The organism is Natronomonas sp. EA1 (assembly GCF_051195035.1).
Taxonomy (GTDB): Archaea; Halobacteriota; Halobacteria; order Halobacteriales; family Haloarculaceae; genus JBNTJV01.
On record NZ_JBNTJV010000005.1, the window covers coordinates 148,012 to 165,718 of the forward strand.

Annotated in this window: 20 protein-coding genes; 15 read left to right on the plus strand and 5 right to left on the minus strand. The window is 66.4% G+C overall.

Annotated elements, in window-relative coordinates:
* Positions 1 to 37: 37 nt before the first annotated feature.
* From ACQUQR_RS15525 to ACQUQR_RS15560, 8 genes are all read left to right on the plus strand, one after another.
* The gene (locus ACQUQR_RS15525) at positions 38 to 403 is read left to right on the plus strand and encodes a nuclear transport factor 2 family protein (protein WP_435197427.1); all 366 of its coding nucleotides are present in this window, start codon (positions 38 to 40) and stop codon (positions 401 to 403) included.
* Positions 400 to 1,374, plus strand: coding sequence for an LLM class flavin-dependent oxidoreductase (locus tag ACQUQR_RS15530; protein WP_435197428.1), 975 nt, complete (start codon positions 400 to 402; stop codon positions 1,372 to 1,374). The genes ACQUQR_RS15525 and ACQUQR_RS15530 overlap by 4 nt, the downstream gene beginning before the upstream one ends.
* A 63-nt stretch (positions 1,375 to 1,437) precedes the next feature.
* A complete protein-coding gene (locus tag ACQUQR_RS15535) occupies positions 1,438 to 2,097 on the plus strand; it encodes an isochorismatase family protein (RefSeq protein ID WP_435197429.1) in 660 nt (219 codons plus the stop codon).
* On the plus strand, positions 2,094 to 3,494 hold the full coding sequence (locus ACQUQR_RS15540; protein WP_435197430.1) for a dihydroorotase: 1,401 nt from the start codon (positions 2,094 to 2,096) through the stop codon (positions 3,492 to 3,494). The genes ACQUQR_RS15535 and ACQUQR_RS15540 overlap by 4 nt, the downstream gene beginning before the upstream one ends.
* A gap of 150 nt (positions 3,495 to 3,644) precedes the next feature.
* Positions 3,645 to 4,850: a CaiB/BaiF CoA transferase family protein gene (locus tag ACQUQR_RS15545; protein WP_435197431.1), complete on the plus strand. Its 1,206-nt coding sequence runs from the start codon at positions 3,645 to 3,647 to the stop codon at positions 4,848 to 4,850.
* The gene (locus ACQUQR_RS15550) at positions 4,847 to 5,800 is read left to right on the plus strand and encodes a hydroxymethylglutaryl-CoA lyase (protein ID WP_435197432.1); all 954 of its coding nucleotides are present in this window, start codon (positions 4,847 to 4,849) and stop codon (positions 5,798 to 5,800) included. Before ACQUQR_RS15545 ends, ACQUQR_RS15550 begins: the two co-directional genes overlap by 4 nt.
* Positions 5,797 to 7,110, plus strand: a complete 1,314-nt coding sequence (locus ACQUQR_RS15555; RefSeq protein WP_435197433.1) for a 3-isopropylmalate dehydratase large subunit — start codon at positions 5,797 to 5,799, stop codon at positions 7,108 to 7,110. Before ACQUQR_RS15550 ends, ACQUQR_RS15555 begins: the two co-directional genes overlap by 4 nt.
* Positions 7,107 to 7,625 carry a 3-isopropylmalate dehydratase small subunit gene (locus ACQUQR_RS15560; RefSeq protein ID WP_435197434.1) on the plus strand — a complete coding sequence of 173 codons (519 nt, stop codon included), beginning with the start codon at positions 7,107 to 7,109 and terminating at the stop codon, positions 7,623 to 7,625. Before ACQUQR_RS15555 ends, ACQUQR_RS15560 begins: the two co-directional genes overlap by 4 nt.
* Positions 7,626 to 7,711: 86 nt before the next feature.
* On the opposite strand, the gene ACQUQR_RS15565 is transcribed toward ACQUQR_RS15560, so the two are convergent.
* Together ACQUQR_RS15565 and ACQUQR_RS15570 are read right to left on the minus strand one after the other, a co-directional pair.
* On the minus strand, positions 7,712 to 8,065 hold the full coding sequence (locus ACQUQR_RS15565; protein WP_435197435.1) for a type II toxin-antitoxin system PemK/MazF family toxin: 354 nt from the start codon (positions 8,063 to 8,065) through the stop codon (positions 7,712 to 7,714).
* Positions 8,062 to 8,433, minus strand: coding sequence for a MarR family transcriptional regulator (locus ACQUQR_RS15570; protein WP_435197436.1), 372 nt, complete (start codon positions 8,431 to 8,433; stop codon positions 8,062 to 8,064). Before ACQUQR_RS15570 ends, ACQUQR_RS15565 begins: the two co-directional genes overlap by 4 nt.
* Before the next feature lie 328 nt (positions 8,434 to 8,761).
* On the opposite strand from ACQUQR_RS15570, the gene ACQUQR_RS15575 reads away from it, so the two are divergent.
* Positions 8,762 to 9,121: a hypothetical protein gene (locus ACQUQR_RS15575; protein WP_435197437.1), complete on the plus strand. Its 360-nt coding sequence runs from the start codon at positions 8,762 to 8,764 to the stop codon at positions 9,119 to 9,121.
* Positions 9,121 to 10,482 (plus strand): tyrosine-type recombinase/integrase, encoded by a 1,362-nt coding sequence (locus tag ACQUQR_RS15580; RefSeq protein WP_435197438.1) that lies wholly within the window; start codon positions 9,121 to 9,123, stop codon positions 10,480 to 10,482. The genes ACQUQR_RS15575 and ACQUQR_RS15580 overlap by 1 nt, the downstream gene beginning before the upstream one ends.
* 76 nt (positions 10,483 to 10,558) lie before the next feature.
* Here ACQUQR_RS15580 and ACQUQR_RS15585 read toward each other — a convergent pair whose 3' ends face one another.
* Positions 10,559 to 11,329, minus strand: coding sequence for an ABC transporter ATP-binding protein (locus tag ACQUQR_RS15585; RefSeq protein WP_435197439.1), 771 nt, complete (start codon positions 11,327 to 11,329; stop codon positions 10,559 to 10,561).
* An 86-nt stretch (positions 11,330 to 11,415) separates the two neighbouring features.
* On the opposite strand from ACQUQR_RS15585, the gene ACQUQR_RS15590 reads away from it, so the two are divergent.
* The 5 genes from ACQUQR_RS15590 (at position 11,416) to ACQUQR_RS15610 (ending at position 16,280) form a co-directional block, all read left to right on the plus strand.
* Positions 11,416 to 12,096, plus strand: coding sequence for a TOBE domain-containing protein (locus ACQUQR_RS15590; RefSeq protein ID WP_435197440.1), 681 nt, complete (start codon positions 11,416 to 11,418; stop codon positions 12,094 to 12,096).
* 370 nt (positions 12,097 to 12,466) lie between these two features.
* Complete coding sequence (locus ACQUQR_RS15595; RefSeq protein WP_435197441.1) at positions 12,467 to 13,327, plus strand: HEAT repeat domain-containing protein; 861 nt, start codon at positions 12,467 to 12,469, stop codon at positions 13,325 to 13,327.
* 58 nt (positions 13,328 to 13,385) lie between these two features.
* Complete coding sequence (locus ACQUQR_RS15600) at positions 13,386 to 14,624, plus strand: ABC transporter substrate-binding protein (RefSeq protein WP_435197442.1); 1,239 nt, start codon at positions 13,386 to 13,388, stop codon at positions 14,622 to 14,624.
* Positions 14,625 to 14,626: 2 nt separating this feature from the next.
* Positions 14,627 to 15,487, plus strand: a complete 861-nt coding sequence (locus tag ACQUQR_RS15605) for an FAD-dependent oxidoreductase (protein ID WP_435197444.1) — start codon at positions 14,627 to 14,629, stop codon at positions 15,485 to 15,487.
* A 1-nt stretch (position 15,488) separates the two neighbouring features.
* Positions 15,489 to 16,280, plus strand: a complete 792-nt coding sequence (locus ACQUQR_RS15610; RefSeq protein ID WP_435197445.1) for a DUF7260 family protein — start codon at positions 15,489 to 15,491, stop codon at positions 16,278 to 16,280.
* Positions 16,281 to 16,407: 127 nt separating this feature from the next.
* Here the strand turns inward: ACQUQR_RS15610 and ACQUQR_RS15615 are convergent, their stop codons facing one another.
* Together ACQUQR_RS15615 and ACQUQR_RS15620 are read right to left on the minus strand one after the other, a co-directional pair.
* Positions 16,408 to 16,803 (minus strand): hypothetical protein, encoded by a 396-nt coding sequence (locus ACQUQR_RS15615; protein ID WP_435197446.1) that lies wholly within the window; start codon positions 16,801 to 16,803, stop codon positions 16,408 to 16,410.
* Positions 16,800 to 17,678 carry a ParA family protein gene (locus ACQUQR_RS15620; RefSeq protein ID WP_435197447.1) on the minus strand — a complete coding sequence of 293 codons (879 nt, stop codon included), beginning with the start codon at positions 17,676 to 17,678 and terminating at the stop codon, positions 16,800 to 16,802. Before ACQUQR_RS15620 ends, ACQUQR_RS15615 begins: the two co-directional genes overlap by 4 nt.
* Positions 17,679 to 17,707 lie beyond the last annotated feature (29 nt).

Sequence of the window (17,707 nt, forward strand, 5' to 3'; positions counted from 1 at the left end):
GCGAGAGAACTATGGTGATTGCTCTCTCTCACCAGATATGGAGTCACCACGAGCCGTGGTCGAGGAGTTCTTCGACCGGATGGGCGACGACCGACGGGCGACCATCGACGAGCTGTTCCACGACGACGCGGTCATCACGCTGCCGGGCGCGTCGTTCGAGGGCCCCGACGCCCCCGAATCGTTCCTCGCGTACCTCGAACCGCGCTACGAGTGGGCGGCGAAGGAGTTCGACCGCTGGGTCGTCGACGGGTCCACGGTGGTGAGCATCGGCCGGCTCTACGGGGTCGACACCGACGGCGAGGCGTTCGGCGACGTGCGGTACGTCGACGTCTACGAGGTCGAGGGGGGCCGCATCGCCGCGCTCGACATCTGGAACGACCTCGCGGTGGAGGGCGTCGTATGATCCGAACGGGTGTGCTGTTCGCGCTCCGCGACGACCCCGAGCTGGTCCAGTACGCGGAGTCGCTCGGCTACGAGTCGGCGTGGGCCGCGGAGGGCCAGGGGAAGACCGCGTTCGGCAAACTGGAGCGGTGGGCCGTCCACACCGACGAGATCGACCTCGGGACCGGTATCGTGAACGTCTTCTCGCGGACGCCCGCGACGCTCGCGGCCGCGGCGGCGACCCTCGACGCGCATTCGGCGGGGCGGGCCATCCTCGGGCTGGGCGTCGCCCACCCGGGGGTGGTGGAGACGTTCCACGGCGTCCCGTTCGACCGCCCGCTCGCGCGCATGGACGAGTACATCGAGCTGGTCCGCCGGTATCTCCGCGGTGAGGCATCGGAGTTCGACGGGGAGTTCTTCCAGCCCGAGCGCACGAGCTTCTGGGACGCTTTCGAGCCGGTCCGCTCGGAGATCCCCATCTACAACGGCGCGCTCGGCCCCGGGAACGTCCGACTGACGGGCGAGTTCGCGGACGGCTGGCTGCCGAACCTCTATCCACGACCCCAGTTCGAGGAGGCGCTCGGCTGGCTGGAGACGGGGGCGGAACGCGGGGGCCGGAGCCGAGAGGACGTGGACGTGGCGATGTACGTCCTCACGTCGGTCCACGAGGACCCCGCGGTGGCACGACGGCGCGCGGCCGAACACGTCGTCTACTACCTCCGCGATGTGCCGGGGTACTACGGCCGGGCGGCGGAGCACGCCGGGCTGGGCGACGAGGTGGAGGCGGCGCGGGCGGCTCCCTCGACGGACGCGGCGGTCGCGGCCATCTCCGACGAGTTCCTCGAGCTCGTCGCCATCGTCGGCACCCCCGAGGAGGCCCGGACACAGCTGGCCGAGATCCGCGGGATGGGCGTGGACCTCCCCATCGTCCGGGCGCCCTCCGGTGTCTCGCGCGCGTGGGTGGAGACGATGCTCGACGTGTTCGCGCCCTGATGTGACGATGCGCGAGGCCGTATATTTATGTCACTCGGCATCCCACCTCAGACGAAGACCTCCATGACAAACCGTATCTGGGAGGACCTCTTGTCCGAGCAGGACAAGCAGGTCATCACGAAGGCTGGCTACGACAAGGAAGGTGCCTCGTCGTGGGAGTCGCGTGGCATGGGCGAGAACCCGATGGTGCTCGTCATCGACATGCAGCGACTCATCGTCGGCGAGAACGAACCCATCCTCGACGCCGTCGAGGAGTACCGCACCGCGATGGGCGAGATCGCGTGGGACGCCATCGAGTACATCGAGCCGTTCCTCGCGTTCGCGCGCGACCACGAGGTACCCGTCACGTACACGCGGGTCGTCCCCACGAGCTACGACGACCCGGACCACGAGGACCTCGACATCGTCGAACCGATCGCGCCCGAGGACGGCGACACGGTCATCGACAAGTCGTACGCGTCGGCGTTCTACGGGACGGACCTCCTCTCGCGGCTGGTCCGCGGCGATCACGACTCCGTCGTCATCGTCGGGAACTCCACCAGCGGCTGCGTGCGTGCGACGGCCGTCGACGCCAAACAGCACGGCTTCAGCGTCACGCTGGCCCAGGAGTGCATCTTCGACCGCATCGAAGCCTCACACAAGATCGGCCTGCTCGACCTCTGGATGAAGTACGCCGAGGTCCTCGAAACCGAGGAAGTCAAAGACTGGATCGAGACGCTATGACCCACGAACTCGTCATCACCAACGGCACGGTCGTCACGCCCGAACACGGCACGTTCGCGGCCGACGTGGCCGCGGACGGCGAGACCATCTCCGCCGTCGCGGCCCCGGGGACGCTCTCGGGGGAGACGGAGATCGACGCCACCGGGAAGTACGTGCTCCCCGGGGCCATCGACCCGCACACCCACCACGGCATCTACCGCGGGCTGGAAGCCGACGCCGAGTCCGAGTCGAAATCCGACCTCGTCGGCGGCGTCACCACCATCGGGAACTACTTCCGCCGCCCCGGGGCCTACGAGGAGATCATGCCGGGCTACTTCGACGAGGCGGAGCCCAACTACTACCACGACTACTTCTTCTCGCTCGGGCTGCTCTCTTTCGAGCACGTGGCGGAGATTCCCACCATCATCGAGGAGTTCGGCATCACGACGTTCAAGTGGTACATGAACTACAAGGACGCCGCCCGCGAGAAGTTCGGCGTCGACTGCGACATGCACGACGACTTCGGGAACGCCTTCATCCAGAAACTGGCCGAGCAGGACGTCCCGACGACGCTCGGCTACCACTCGGAGAACACCGAGATCACGAACGGCCTCGCCGGCGGGAACGTCTACGTCACTTCCGAGTCGGACGATACGGAAGCCGACGCCGACGAGGGGTACGAGGTGATGGTCGAGGAGTTCCCCGGCTACGCCGAGACCCAGAGCATGGTCGCGGGCGCGGCGCTCGCGAAGATCCACGGCTACGACGAGAACTTCTACGCCGTCCACATCTCCGCGGGCCAGACGGCCGACGAACTCGCGCGGCTCCACGAGGCCGGCTACGACGCGTGGGGCGAGACCTGCATCCACTATCTCACCCTCACGACCGAGGAGTGCGACGAGCGGATGAAGGTGAACCCGCCCGTCCGCTCGAAGGAGGACCAGGAAACCCTCTGGAAGCGGGTCGCCGACGGCACCATCTCCACCATCGGAACGGACCACTGTGCGAACCTCGCGGAGAACAAGTTCGGTGAGGGCATCCGCGACAGCCTGCTCGGGTTCCCCTCGACGCCGGTGATGCTCCCGCTCATGCTCTCCGAAGGCGTCAACGAGGGCCGCATCTCGCTGGAACGCGCCGTCGAGGTGACGAGCACGAACGCCGCGAAGGCGTTCAATCTCTACCCGAAGAAGGGGACCGTCCGTGTCGGGTCGGACGCCGACCTCGTCGTCGTCGACTTAGCGGAGACGAAGACGGTCACCCCCGAGCTGCTCCACAGCGTCTCCGGCTACTCGCCGTACGAGGGCCGCGAGGTGACCGGATGGCCGACCCAGACGGTCGTGAAGGGCCAGCTCGCGTACGACGACGGCGACATCGTCGGCGAACAGGGCTACGGCACCCACATCGACCGACCCATCTGAGGTGCACACAGGACACGAACGACACTCTCACGATACGGACACTCCCCCGATACGGACACTCCCCGGACACGGACGCAACGGCCACGGGACAACCGTGGCACACCACACGAACGAGACGACTGCGGCACACCACACGACCACACACCACACATGACAGACGACAACGACGGACCACTCGCTGGCCTCGTCGTCCTCGAAGCGGGGTCAATGATCTCCGGCCCGACGGTCGGCCGCCTCATGGCCGACTTCGGCGCGACGGTGATCAAGATCGAGCACCCCGACTTCGGCGACCACATTCGCAACTTCGGCCCGAAGAAGGACGGCGTCGGCCTCTGGCACAAGTATCTCTCGCGGAACAAGCAGTCGGTCACCCTGAACATCTCCACCGAGGGCGGTGCGGCGGTGTTCGAGGACCTCGTGAGCGACGCGGACGTCCTCATCGAGAACTTCCGGCCCGGCACGCTCGAACGCTGGGGCCTCGGCTACGACCACCTCTCGGAGATCAACCCCGAACTCGTGATGCTCCGGATGTCCGGCTTCGGGCAGGACGGCCCGTACGCCGAGCGCCCCGGCTTCGGCACGCTCGCGGAGGCGATGTCCGGGTTCGCCTACCTCAACGGGTTCCCGGACTCCGAGCCGCTGCTCCCACCGACGGGGCTCGCGGACAACATCGCGGCGCTGTTCTCCACCTTCGCCGTGATGTTCGCGCTCTACCACCGGGACGTGAACGACGGTGGCGGCCAGTCCATCGACACCAGCCTCATCGAGCCCATCTTCGGCCTGCTCGGCCCACAGCCGCTCCGCTACGACCAGCTGGGCGAGATCGAGACGCGCTCGGGGAACCGCTCTACGTCGTCGGCCCCCCGGAACGTCTACCGGACGGGCGACGACCGCTGGGTCGCCATCTCGGCGAGCGCCCAGCCGCTGGCGATGCGGACCTTCGACGCCATCGACCGCCCCGACCTGAAAGAGGACCCGCGGTTCGAGACGAACGCGAAGCGCCTGGAGAACGTCGAGGAGCTCGACGCCATCATCCAGGACTGGATGGACGACCACACCCGCGAGGAGGTGCTCGCGGCGTTCGAGGAGGCCGACGCCACCATCGCGCCCATCTACAACGTCGAGGACATCCTGCAGGACGAACACTACGCCGCGCGCGAGGCGTATCTCGATGTGGAGGACCCCGAGCTCGGTGAGGCGACGGTCCAGAACGTCTTCCCGAAGTTCTCCGAGACGCCCGGCGAGGTGCGACACCTCGGCCCCAGCCTCGGCGAGCACAACGACGAGGTGTTCCGCGACCGACTGGGGTACGACGACGACCTCCTCGCGGAACTCGAGGCGGAGGGGGCGATATGAGCCTCGTCGACGACCTGCCGGAGCGGGTCCACGTCGTCGAGATGCTCCCCCGCGACGGCTTCCAGCGGCTCGACGAGTTCGTCCCCACCGAGAAGAAGGTCGAACTCATCAACCAGCTCTCACGCACCGGTGTCGACGAGATCGAACTCACTTCCTTCACCCACCCGAAGGCGGTGCCCACGCTGCGGGACGCCGACGAGGTGGCGAAACGCATCGACCGCCGCCCCGGTGTCACCTACCGCGCGCTCGTCCCCAACCTCAGGGGGATGGAGCGGGCCGTCGAGGCCGAGGTGGACAAGGTGAACGCGCTCGTGACGGTGAGCCAGAGCTACACGGAGAAGAACCAGAACCGGACCCGCGAGGAGGTTCTGGAAGAAATGGACGACATCGTCGAGTTGGCCCACGACCACGGCATCGAGGTCGAAGCCGGCATGGGGACGAGCTTCTACTGCCCCTACGAAGGACGCATCGACCCCGCGGAGACGCTCGCGACGGTCGACCGCGTCGTCGCTTCGGGGGTGGACGAGGTGACGCTCGCGACGACGATGGGGCTCGCGAACCCCGTCGAGATCTCCGAGCGGTTCTCGACGGTGACGGAGCGCTACCCCGATCTCGACCTCGGTTTGCATCTCCACGACACGAACGGGATGAGCCTCGCGAACACGCTCGCGGCGATGGCGGTGGGCGTCGACCGCTTCGACGCGTCGGTCTGCGGGCTCGGCGGCGGTGTCGTCCTCCCCGGCGGGATGTCGGGCGTCGGCAACACCCCCACGGAGGACCTCGCGCAGATGCTCGAACGGATGGGCGTCACGAACGGGGTCGACTTCGAACTCATCGAGGCCGCGGCCAACGACGTCTCGAACGAACTCGACCTCGGCAAGACGAGCCACGTGCTGATGGGCGGGACCGTCGAGCGCGTCCTCGAGACCGTCGCGAGGGACAACCGATGACGGGGAAGACGATCTCGGAGAAACTGCTCTCCGAGAAGTCGGGCACCGACGCCCGCGCCGGCGACTACGTCGAGGCCGAGATCGACGTGGCGATGGCCCACGACATCACCGGGCCGCTCGCGTTCCGGACGTTCCACGAGGTCACCGGCGAGGACGCGGAGCTGTTCGCGCCCGACCGCACGGTCTTCACCATCGACCACCACGCCCCCGCGGACGGGGTGCAGGCCGCGAACAACCACAACGCGGTCCGGGAGTTCGCCGCGGAACACGGCGCCCACCAGTTCGACGTGGGCGACGGCATCTGTCACGCCGTCCTCGTCGAGGAGGGGTTCGTCACCCCCGGCGACCTCGTCATCGGGGCGGACTCCCACTCGACGACCTACGGCGGCATCGGCGCGTTCGGGACGGGCGTCGGCTCCACCGACCTGGGAACGGCACTCGCCACCGGCGACCTCTGGTTCCGCGTCCCCGAGACGATGCGCTTCGAGGTGGAGGGTGACCTCCAGGACGGGGTCTACGCCAAGGACCTCATCCTCAAGTTCATCGGTGACGTGGGCTTCGACGGCTGTACCTACATGGCCGCGGAGTACGCCGGGAGCACGGTCGAATCGCTCCCCATCCACGAACGGCTCGTGCTCTCGAACATGGCCATCGAGATGGGCGGGAAAGCCGGCATCGTCGCCCCCGACGAGCGCACGGAGCGCTATCTCGAACGCCAGACCGGCAACGAGATCGAGCTCGGCGACCACCTGCGCTCGGACGAGGACGCGACGTACGACTCCGTTCACACCTATCATGCCTCGGACCTCGCCCCCCAGGTGTCGAAGCCGTCGAACCCCGAGAACGCCGTCGACGTGACCGACGTGGAGGGCACGGAGATCGACCAGCTGTTCGTCGGCACCTGCACCAACGGCCGGTACGAGGACATCAAAATAGTCGCGGATATCCTCGAGGGCGAGGAGCTCGCCCCGAACGTCCGGATGATCGTCGTCCCCGCGTCGAAATCCGTCTATCGGCACATGCTCCGGACGGGCGTGTTCGAGACGCTCACCGACGCCGGCGCGGTCATCGAGAACGCCGGCTGTGGTCCCTGCGCAGGCTACCACCAGGGCGTCCTCGGTGACGGCGACGTCTGTCTCGCCACGGCGAACCGCAACTTCCCCGGCCGCGAGGGGTCGATGGACTCGCAGGTCTACCTCTCCAGCCCGGCGACCGTCGGCGCGAGCGCGCTCTACGGCGAGATCACGGACCCGCGACGCGTCCAGACGAAGCGCTACGACGATACCGTCTTCTCGGAGGTGCCGTCATGAGCGACCAGAGCGACCCGAGCGAACCGGGACGCGCCTGGACCTTCGGCGACAACATCGACACGGACCAGATCACCCCCTCGCGGTTCATCGTCTCCTCGGACCCCGACGAGCTGGCGCAACACGCCTTCAACGACCTCCGCCCGGCGTTCGCGGACGAGGTCGAGGCGGGTGACTTCGTCGTCGCGGGCCACAACTTCGGCAGCGGCTCCTCCCGGGAGCACTCCCCGCTCGCGCTCGCGAGTTCGGGTATCGACGCCGTCGTCGCCCAGTCGTTCGCGCGCATCTTCTTCCGCAACGGCATCAACCTCGGGCTCCCGCTGCTCATCTGCCCCGAGGCCGACCGCATCACCGACGGCGACGAGATCAGCATCGACCTCGATGCCGGCCGCGTCCACAACCACACCACCGACGAGACGTACGACGCGGAGGCACTCCCCGAGTTCCTCCAGTCGCTCGTCGAACAGGGCGGGCTGAAACCCTACACGAAGGCGAAGCTGCAGGAGTCGTCGGAGTAGTCGGTTTCGAGAGCCGGCCCTTATCTCTCCAGTTCCACTCACGAAGCCGGCCGCTATCTCATCTCTACGCTATCACCTGGCTCGGGCTACTTGAGTTCTTCGACGAGGGCAGACACCGCTTCGTCTACGATGTCGCTATCGAGCCGCCCCTGCCAGAAGTCGATGTCCTCAGTCGCGATGGATTGGACTCCCCAGGGGACGATGCGGCTTTCAGCCGGCATTCCACCGTGGCGCCAACTCGCTGCTGGAATCGGAATGAGCCCGTCGACCCAGGATTTCGTCGTCAACGTCACAGCGATATACTGCTCCCCGTGGAAGGGCTTCCCCTCGTGGTTCGTGAGGATGAGCCACGGTCGTGCGGCCGCGTCACCCTTGAACGGGTCGTCACCGTAGATGACGTCTCCCCGTTCGTATATCGGTGTGGTTTCGTCAGCTGTCACTGGTCGGGCTCCACGCTCGGGTGGGGCTCGTCGGGTGCGTGTTCGCGCCACGCGTCCGCGTCCTCCGGGCCGAGACGGTCGTCGAACAGGGCCGTCGCCCGTTCGTAGCCGCGGTAGCCCTCGAGACGTTCGGAGTCGTCCGTAATCGCCCAGTAGGTCGCCTTGTGCTCGACCAGCTCGCGGTCTTTCAACCGCGTAAGGGCCGTACTCACCGCCCCTTCATCGACACCGATCTGCGATGCGATCTCACTGGCCTTGAACGCCCGGTCGTCGTGTACCGCGAGAAACCCGAGGACCTGATCCGGGACCGAGAGCTCCGTGAGTTCCTCCTCACTCGTGTTCTCGAACGTTTCCCGGTCGATGGACATTGTTGTGCGAACGTAGGCGACATGTCGTAATAAGCGTTAGGTGTGAAAAGCATGAAAGCTCTGGCCGGCGGCGGAACGAAGCCGACCCGTTACCACTTCGAGCACGCTCTCCAAGATCGCAAGACGGCAGCTGGGTTTCCGTGTCCTGACGTATGTGTTCGATAGGAAAACCGGTCAGGGAGATAGCTGAGGATTTGGTATCGTAATATGTGGTTTATGGAAATCGTACTCCATATCTACCTAACAACCGTTGAACACCCCGACTCACTCAGTCGGGGCGCACAACACAACGCTAAGCTATATGACTAATCCGCCCAATCCCCCGAATATGCGCGACTCAGATTCCAATGGGGACTCGCGACGCTCGTTCTCCGGCGAAACACCAAGCCAGCGACAGGCCCCACTCAATCAGACTATCGAGACCCTCCTCGAACGCGACGACGACACGACCGTTTCCATCTACGGGGATGCGGCCCTCGAAGCCCTTCAGGAGCAGGGGAGTGACGGGAACCCCGCCGAACTCCGCCGGCTCCTCGACGCCACACCGCCGCTCACAACCGTCGACGTCGGTGCGCTCCGCGAGCGGGCGACGATGACGCCGACGGGCATGACCGACCCCACGGGCGGGGGCGACAAACTCCGGGCGGTCGTCGCCACGAACGACCAGCTCGTGTTCATCGACGACTGATGCGCGACGTTCCCGACAGCTACGCGGCGAACACGCCCTCGTCCACAGCGGGGGAGCCCGTGGTCGAAGAACCGCCAGACAGCGACGAGATGGACGCGCCCGAATTCCGCGTGGACTGGGACACCTCGGAGTGGGAGACTGGGGCTGATGTCCCCTGGACGATGCTCCCGCGGGAGGGGCTGGTCGACGCCTACGAGGCGGTGGTCGTCCCCGCACTCCGCGAGCACGGGGAGGACCCCACGGCCCGACCCTCCCATCGATGGCTCTCCGACCACGGCTTCCGGGGGCTGATCTACGCGCTCACGACCTACCACGACACCACTTTCGCTCGGTTCTGGAACGCCGAGTTCGGGGGTCGACCCCCCGCTGGCTACGACTGGGGTCTCTCCGACGATTCCACCGTCGAGCGGTTTCAGCAGTTCCTCTCGGACCGAAAGCGGGGCCTCCGCTGGTCGGAACGCACGGTGGACGCCCACCGCTACCGGCTCGCGCGGTACGCCCGTGCGTACGAATCGCTCCACGGGGATGGTGATCTGCTCTCTCCGGTCGCGGTCGAGAGCGACACGCCGGCCCACGAGGCCATCGCGCGCGGCCGGGAGACGTTCGCGCATCTCGATTCGCAGGTCGGGCGCACGACGCTGGGGCGCATCTTCGAGACGGTCGACAGCTGGTACGACTACCTCGTGGGTCGTCGGCTCGCCGCCGTGAACCCCGTCAAATCCGTCGATGCGGACTACCGCTGGGACGACGCGGGAGACGATGGGCCGTCGAACCCCGCGCTCGCGCCTGCACACGTCAGCGCGCTCGTCGATGCGGCTGCGGACACGCGTGAACGCCTGCTCGTGGTCGCCCTCTGCGGGTTCGGTCTCCGGTCGAGCGAGGTCGCCGCCTTACACGTCTCGCAGCTCGCACTCGAGGGCGAGACGCCCCATATCGCCTTCGAGGAGCGCAAGAACGGCCCGGGCGTGGTGAATCTCGTCTACGGCGTCGACGTTGTGGAAGACCGGCTGGTGGCACTCTCGGACGAGGAGCACTGGAACGGGTATCTCTTCCCCTCTGTGCGGTCGCGCTCCGGGCACGTCACCCGCGGCACCATCCGTGACTGGTTCGCCGAGCTCGCCGACCGGGCCGACATCCCCGATATCGGTGGCAGCTCCCCCGTCCCGCAGATGGGGCGTCGGTTCTGGTACGACGCCTACACCTCGACGATGGACGCCGTGCTCGAACACGTCGCCGAGATCGCCGAAGAACAGGGCTCCGCGTCGCCCGAGGTCGTCTGGGACAACTACCTCTCTGCGGCGAGAAAACAGCAGCTCAGACGCCGCTTCATGCGCGAACGGCTCGCCGAGGCGTTCGAGTAGCGGTTCGGATGAGCAAACTACTGAACTGATGGTGGAAACGGATTGTGTAGGACGAATCATCCCGCGCTCGAGGAGACTAATTCCCGAGTTCGGTGATATCCTCGTCCGGGAACCTGATTTCGACAGTTGCCCCAACCGTCGGCGGCTCCGTTGAAAATGCTTCAACACGCTCGCCATCCCAATCGAGGACGACGCGAGACGCGGCGTCCTCGCGGGCTACACGCTTGACAGTAGCCTGTGTCTCTGGTGTTGGTGGATTGATCTCGACGTGTTCTGGGCGGATAGCGACGGCTTCTGCATCGCGGTCGAATCGCGAGGCAGGAAGGACATTCGCACCGACGAACTGTGCGACATAGGCGGTCGTGGGAGACTCGAATATCTCGTCGGGAGTGCCGGTCTGGACGATTTTGCCGTCGCGCATCACGGCGATGCGGTCCGCGATCGCCCGGGCAGTCGTTCGGTTATGCGTCACGTAGACGCTGGTTACGTGGGCGAGTACCTCGGCGAGATCGTCACGAAGCGACTGTCGCGTGGGCACGTCCAGTGCGGAGAGCGGCTCGTCAAGGAGCATCGCGTCAGGCCGAACTGCCAGCGAGCGTGCGAGCGCGACCCGTTGTTGCTCTCCGCCAGAGAGCGTTGGTGGCGAGCGCTCGGCGAGGTGAGACACGCCCAACGACTCGAGGAGTTCGTCCGGGTCGCGTGTATCCTCGTGATAGTGCTCGCCGAAGGCGACGTTCTCACACAGAGTCAAGGAGGAAGCCCACGGCTTTAGCCGTGGGAGGAATCCGACCTGTACAGCCGGCGAGGCCGACCGTTGCTGCCGCTCCCACGCTGCCGAGAAACGCACGTCGCGTGCGTTGTTCCGTCATAGATACACTGCCGTTGTTTCAACTTTGGCATAACTGTTTTGCTCCGTGGTTGCCAACACTGCGTATGGACGCAGGATTCGCTGCCCGACTTCGGGCAGATGACGTGGAGTTTACTGAGCGGGACGCGAATTTACTGAGAGCAGTCGATGAGATCGGGTCGATCTACAAGGCCTCCGATGAACTCGGACGTTCCTACTCTCGGTGTCACCAACGTGTGACTGTACTGGAGGAAGCGTTCGGGACGCTCGTCGAACGACAGCGGGGCGGGTCGGATGGTGGTGGCAGCACACTCACTGACCAGGCCCACGAGTTACTCGCCACGTTCGACCGTCTCCAGATCGGGTTTTCTTCGGTTGCAGAGACAGCAGAGGCCGTTCTCGAGGGGGTCGTATTAGACCGAACTGGGGAACTGGGAGTCGTCGAGACAGAGGCGGGTCAAGTACGCGCTATCGTCCCACCAGCGTGCGAGTCAGTACAGGTCAGTCTTCGTGCAGATGCTGTTACCCTCCACGATCCAGAAGATGTGCCCGCAGAAAACGCAACGAGTGCACGCAACAGGTTCGAAGGACGCGTTAGTAGTATCGAGAAAGGTGAGGCCATCTCTCAGGTTACTCTCGATGTCGGTGCAGGTTCCCCACTGTTTGCTCTGGTGACGGAAGACAGCAAACAGAAACTTGGCCTTGAACCTGGAAAGCAGGTTATTGCTTCGTTCAAGGCAACAGCAACCCGGGCAACCAGCCGTTGATCGTCCTGGAGACTCACGTGGACCGTTCATTCGAATCGGTTCGAGAGCCCGGGAATCACACCCCCAATCTCAGTACATCCACACATTGGGGCGACGAGTCTCATCATCTGCGGAGGTTTCTCGGTCGACACGAGTCCCCGCCTGTCGGCCTCGCGCCGTAGGAACCACTGGATTGAAGCGACTGGTCGCGAATCTGCGTGCAAGCCCACGAACACCGATGAGTGGACCAGACCAGCCCCCATCCCCGGACGACGCCGCCGAACTCCTCCGCGATGGCACGCACGCGGCGGTGATTGCGTCTCTCGACCAGGTCAGTACAGCCGACGCGAGGACCCGAAAGCGTGTCTTGCGGGCCGTTCGGAAAGTCGCCGTGGAGCAACCGCCCCTCGTCGAGGAGTACATCGAGGATCTCTCGACGTTTCTGACCGACGACGACCGTGCGGTCCGGCTGACGACGGCGAAGCTGTTCGTCACGGTCGCGGAGTCACTCCCCCGAAGCGTCCTGCCAGCCGTCGAGGCCCTCGCCGACCGGTTGGCGGACGACGAGGAGTTCTACTACGTTCGGGCACGTGCGGCCGAAGCACTCGGCTACGTCGCGCTCGAGTCGCCCGCAGCGGTCACGGACCCGGCGACGCTGGCGGACCTCCGCATCGGGCTCTCGTTCGACGAGCCGGCAGTCAAACGGAAGCTCGCGAAGGCGCTGACGCACGTCGCGCTCGGGGATCCGGGTCGGCTCCGCCACCACGCCGACTCGCTGGCCGTCCATCTCGACGACGAGGACGAACTCGTCCGGTATCACCTCTCGACGACGCTGGTGGTGATCGCGTGTGCGTTCCCCGACGCGCTGACAGAGGCGGCGGGCCCGCTCTCGGAGCGGCTCACCGACCCGAACCCGTACGTGGCAGGTCGGGCCGCCGAAGCGCTCGGCGTGCTCGCGCCAGCGGGTATCGAGGCCGATGCTGCCCCCGATATCGAGGAGATCGAAGCGATCGAGGCCAGCCACGAGTCCCCACCCGCGTTCCTGACCGACCGGCTGGCGTTCTATCGGGGGCAGGTCGACAGTCCGTCGGAGCCGGTGGACGGTCTGGGGACGGTTTCCGCCGTCAGAGAGGGACTGGAAGCCGTCGTGGAGGAGATGCGAACGCCCGCCGACGAGACGTGCCCGAGCTGTGGGTTCGAGCTCCCCGATGACGGACCGCCGATGTGCCCCCGCTGTGGCATCCCTCGATGAGGTTTTGGCCGGCCTAAAAATCGGAACGCTTTTGATTGTTTAGGCGAACCTAAATCGTATGGCAGACGACGCCAACAGGCGGACGGCACCGACACGACGCGACTACATGAAGTACGGCGGGGCGGTCGTCGGCGGGGGACTGCTCGCCGGCTGTACCGGGCAGTCGGACTCCGGGTCGACGCCGGAGGCGACCCCGACGGAGAGCGAAACGTCGAGCGAGACCACGACCCCGGAAGACAGCTCCTACACGGCCTCCATCTCGCCGGTCGGGGAGGTGACGTTCGAGGCGGTACCGACGAACGTGATGGCGTACAGCCCGCAGTACGCCGATATGCTGGTCGGCCTCGGTCACGCGGAGTCGCTCAACTCCCTCGGGTTCGCCGAGGACTACGGCACCTCGCTCAACTACTTCCTCGAGGAGTTCGACGCCAGCATCGACACGAGCGGGCTCACACAGCTGTTCAGCAACGGCTCGTTCGACAAGGAGGTCCTCTACGAACTGGACAGCGATGTCCATCTCCAGGACCCAGCGTGGCTCTCCACGTTCGACGGCTGGTCGAAGGAGGACACCCAGGAGATCACCGAGGAGGTCGGCCCGTTCTTCGCGAACCGCTACAGCCGCCAGCACGCCCAGCCCCCGAAGGGCTGGCGCGACGGCTACCGCTACTACACGCTCTGGGAGATCAGCGAGCGCGTCTCGCAGGTGTTCCAGGAGGGTGAGCGGTTCGCGGCACTCAAACAGGAGTACGAGAAACTCTACAGCCACATCCGGACGAACCTCCCCCCGAAGGCGGACCGTCCCACCGTCGGGCTCGTCTCCTACTGGGACGGCGAGTTCTATCCCTACCGGATGAACGGGCCCGGGTTCGGCAAGGCACACACCCGACCGATGGGGGTGCAGGACGTGTTCGCCGACAGCGACCGCACCTACGCGGAGAACTACGGGGCCTCCTACAGCTTCGAGGGGATGCTCGAGGCCGACCCCGACGTCATCCTCCACATCTTCGCCGTGACCCCGTGGTACGACTGGGACGAGATCCCCCAGACGCTCCGTGACGACCCGCTCGGCCAGAAGCTCACCGCGATCCAGAACGACCGCCTCTACGCCTCGGGGACGTCGTTCCAGGGGCCGCTGACGAACCTCCTCCAGCTGGAGATGACCGCGAAGCAGCTCTACCCCGAGCAGTTCGGGGAGTGGCCCGGCTACGAGGAGGGCGACAGCTACCCGGCGTTCTCGAAGGACGAGCAGCTGTTCGACCACGCGCGCGTCGCGGATATCGTCAACGGGGAGCTCTGAGGATGTCCGACGCCACCGACCACGACGTCGTCGTCGTCGGTGGCGGGCCGGCGGGCTGTTCGGCGGCCGTGTTCACCGCGCGCTACGGGTTGGACACGGTCGTCCTCGACCGGGGGAGTTCGTCGATCCAGCAGTGTGCGTTCATCGAGAACTACCTCGGCTTCCCGGGCGGTATCGACGTGGGGACGTTCTACGCGATGTGTCACGCCCACGCGGAGCGCGTGGGGGCGACCGTCACCGACGAGCTGGCGACCCGGGTCGTGAAGACGGACGACGGCTTCCGCGTCGAGACCCACGGTGAGGAGTACACCGCCGACCGGGTCGTGGCCGCCTCGACGTACGACGTGAGCTACCTCGAGGGCGTCCTCGGCGAGTGGTTCGAATCCAGCGGTGAGGAGACGTGGCTCGACCCGGAGCTGGCCGGGCTGCGCGGCGAGACCCCCGTCGAGGGGCTGTGGCTCGCCGGGCCCACGGCGGGCGTCGAGAGCCAGATCGCCGTCTCCGTGGGCCACGGTGCCCGGGTCGGGGTCGCCCTCATCGAGGAGTATCGACGCGAGGAGGAGGCCATCTGGGAGGGGTCGGCTTCCTACACGGACTGGGTGGTCCAGCAGGGGCGCTACGCCGGCGAGGAGTGGCTGGAGGAGGCGACCGGCTGGCATCTCGACGCCGCTCCCGACGACCTCGATAGCGAGACCGCCCGCGAGCGTGCCCGCACCCTCGCGAGACGACAGCAGGACCAGCAGATCGACGGGGCCGAGGTCGCACGCCGCAGGCGACGGGCCCACCGCCGGCTCCTCGACCACGTCGACGACGAGCTGATCCGCGAGTACGCGGCCGCGCTCGACCCCGTGGAGGTGGAGTGAGATGGTCGTGGACTCCCCGCTCGACGAGGCGCGAGCCACGGTTCGAACGGAGCTGGAGGCGACCGACGGGAAGCTGGACGCGTTCGAGACGTTCATTCGCCGCGTTCGGGAGATCCGGCCCCAGCACCCATCCGCCTCGACCGTCGGGCCGACGACGGCGGGCGGGTCGACCCGCCTCTCGATGGAGACGCCCGGCGCGAACCGGTGTCGAACGGTACGAACGGCGTTCGACGAGACGGTCCGCGCACACAGCGTCGCGGACATCGACACCGCAGAGCCGTTGCTCGAGACGATCCGCGAGGAGTTCACGGACGCCATCGCGGTCGCGCTCGCGCCGACCACCGACGCCTCGTTCACGCCGGATCTCAAACGGGCGGTCATCGAGGAAGCGCAGTCCCGACGGGCGGAGGCCGAGGCGTTCCGGACGGCGCTCGCCCGGGAGCACGAGCAACTCGACGAGGCGGCTGCGGTCGTCGACGAGACCATCGCGTGGATCGAGGACGTGAACGGGACTCCGCTCACCGACCTCGGCTTCGATAGCCTGCGAGACCGCCACGAGACACTCGCCGCGTACCGTGACCAGTGTGCGACCGTCGCCCGTGCCCGACAGGCGTTCCTGCAGGAGACCACGGCCAACGGGATGGATGCCGGCGTCCGGCACCGTCGGCTCGTCTCGTATCTCTACCCGGAGCTCCCGGTGGACTACCCGGTACTGGCGGGGATCGCGACGCTCGACGAGACGTGTCGTGAGTGTCAACGAGCGGTGCGAGAACACCTCTCCCGGAGGGGCTGACCGCCGGTGGGTCCGGGGGACGATGGAGCCTCGGGGACGGTGAAACGCGGAACCGCCCAGGATCGGACCCCACACGGCGTTTCGGTTCCCGGGTCGCTTCCCTGGGTGAGAGGAAATCGGTCGCGGGTCAGCCCTGTTTGTACTCGTAGCCCCACTCTAAGAGCACGTCGGCGACGGCTTTCGCGTCGGCGCTCGCCACGAGCGCCTCCCGCACGTCCGTGAGGTAGACGTCCTTCTTCGCCATCCCGAGCTCCTCGGCGACCGCGGTGTGGAGCTCGTCTTCCACCTCGGAGAACTCGTCACGCAGGAAGTAGACGTGCTCGTTCGTCCGCTGGTCCTTCACGGTGTCCCGGACGAGGACGTACGGCATCGCCCGTTTCCCCGCCGTCGAGTCCTGCGAGCCGGCCTCCGCGTTCGCGTCGGTCGTCTCCTGGTCGGCTTCGGTTTCGACCTCTGATTCCGGCTCCGCCTCGGTGTCGCTCGCGAACGGGTCGTCGCCCGCACCCTGTTTCATCCCCGTCATGCGACCACCTCCTCGTCCTCGAGCGCCCCGGGTTCGGGCGGGTTCGGCGCGTCGAGGCCGACCTGCGCCTCGAGATTCCGCGCGAGCTCGTCGAACTGCGCGAGCGTCTCGATCTCGTAGTCGCGTTTCCGGTCGCGGTGGTCCCGGACGTAGGTGTACGCCGAGCACTGCTGTTTCCAGCAGCCCTCCATCAGCGAGGTCCGGTCGCCGATGACGACCGGCGTGTCGTACTGGAGCTTCTCGAGCATCTCCCGCTGGTCGCGGGTGTTCTTGAAGCGCGTCGGGACGGCCGCGAGCACCCCGATATCGATGTCCAGTGTGTCCTCCATCCCGGCGACGACGCCTTCGAGCCCCTCGACGGAGGCCTGCCCCTTCGCGGAGGGCTCGATGGGGATGACGAGCGACCGCGTCGCGTTGATGGCGTTGTAGAGGTGCGGCCCCTCCGTCGCCGGCGGGTCACAGATGAGCACGTCGTACTCGTCGGGGACGCCGGCCTCCTGGAGCACCCGGAGGAGCTGGGAGTAGATGCCGAACGCCTCACCCATCGACTCGGCCTGCTCCTGCTCCCGGCGGAGGAAATCGGCCAGGTCCGCGAGCATGTTGTGCTCGGGGACGATGTCGACGCCGTACTCGACGGTACGCACGAGGTCCTCGAACGCGCCCTTCGGTCGGCGGATCATATGCCGGACGAGGTTGTCTATCGCCTCCGTCCGTTCATCGTCGACACCGAACAGGTGGCTGAGGTCGCCGTCCTGCGGGTCGAGCGGCACCACGAGCACGTCCAGGCCCGCCCGGGCGTGCGCGACGGCGAGGTTCGCCGCGGTGGTCGTCTTCGCGACCCCGCCCGCCTCGCTGTACACCGTGTAGGTGAGCATGTTCAGTCGATGTATCTCATCGGATAAAT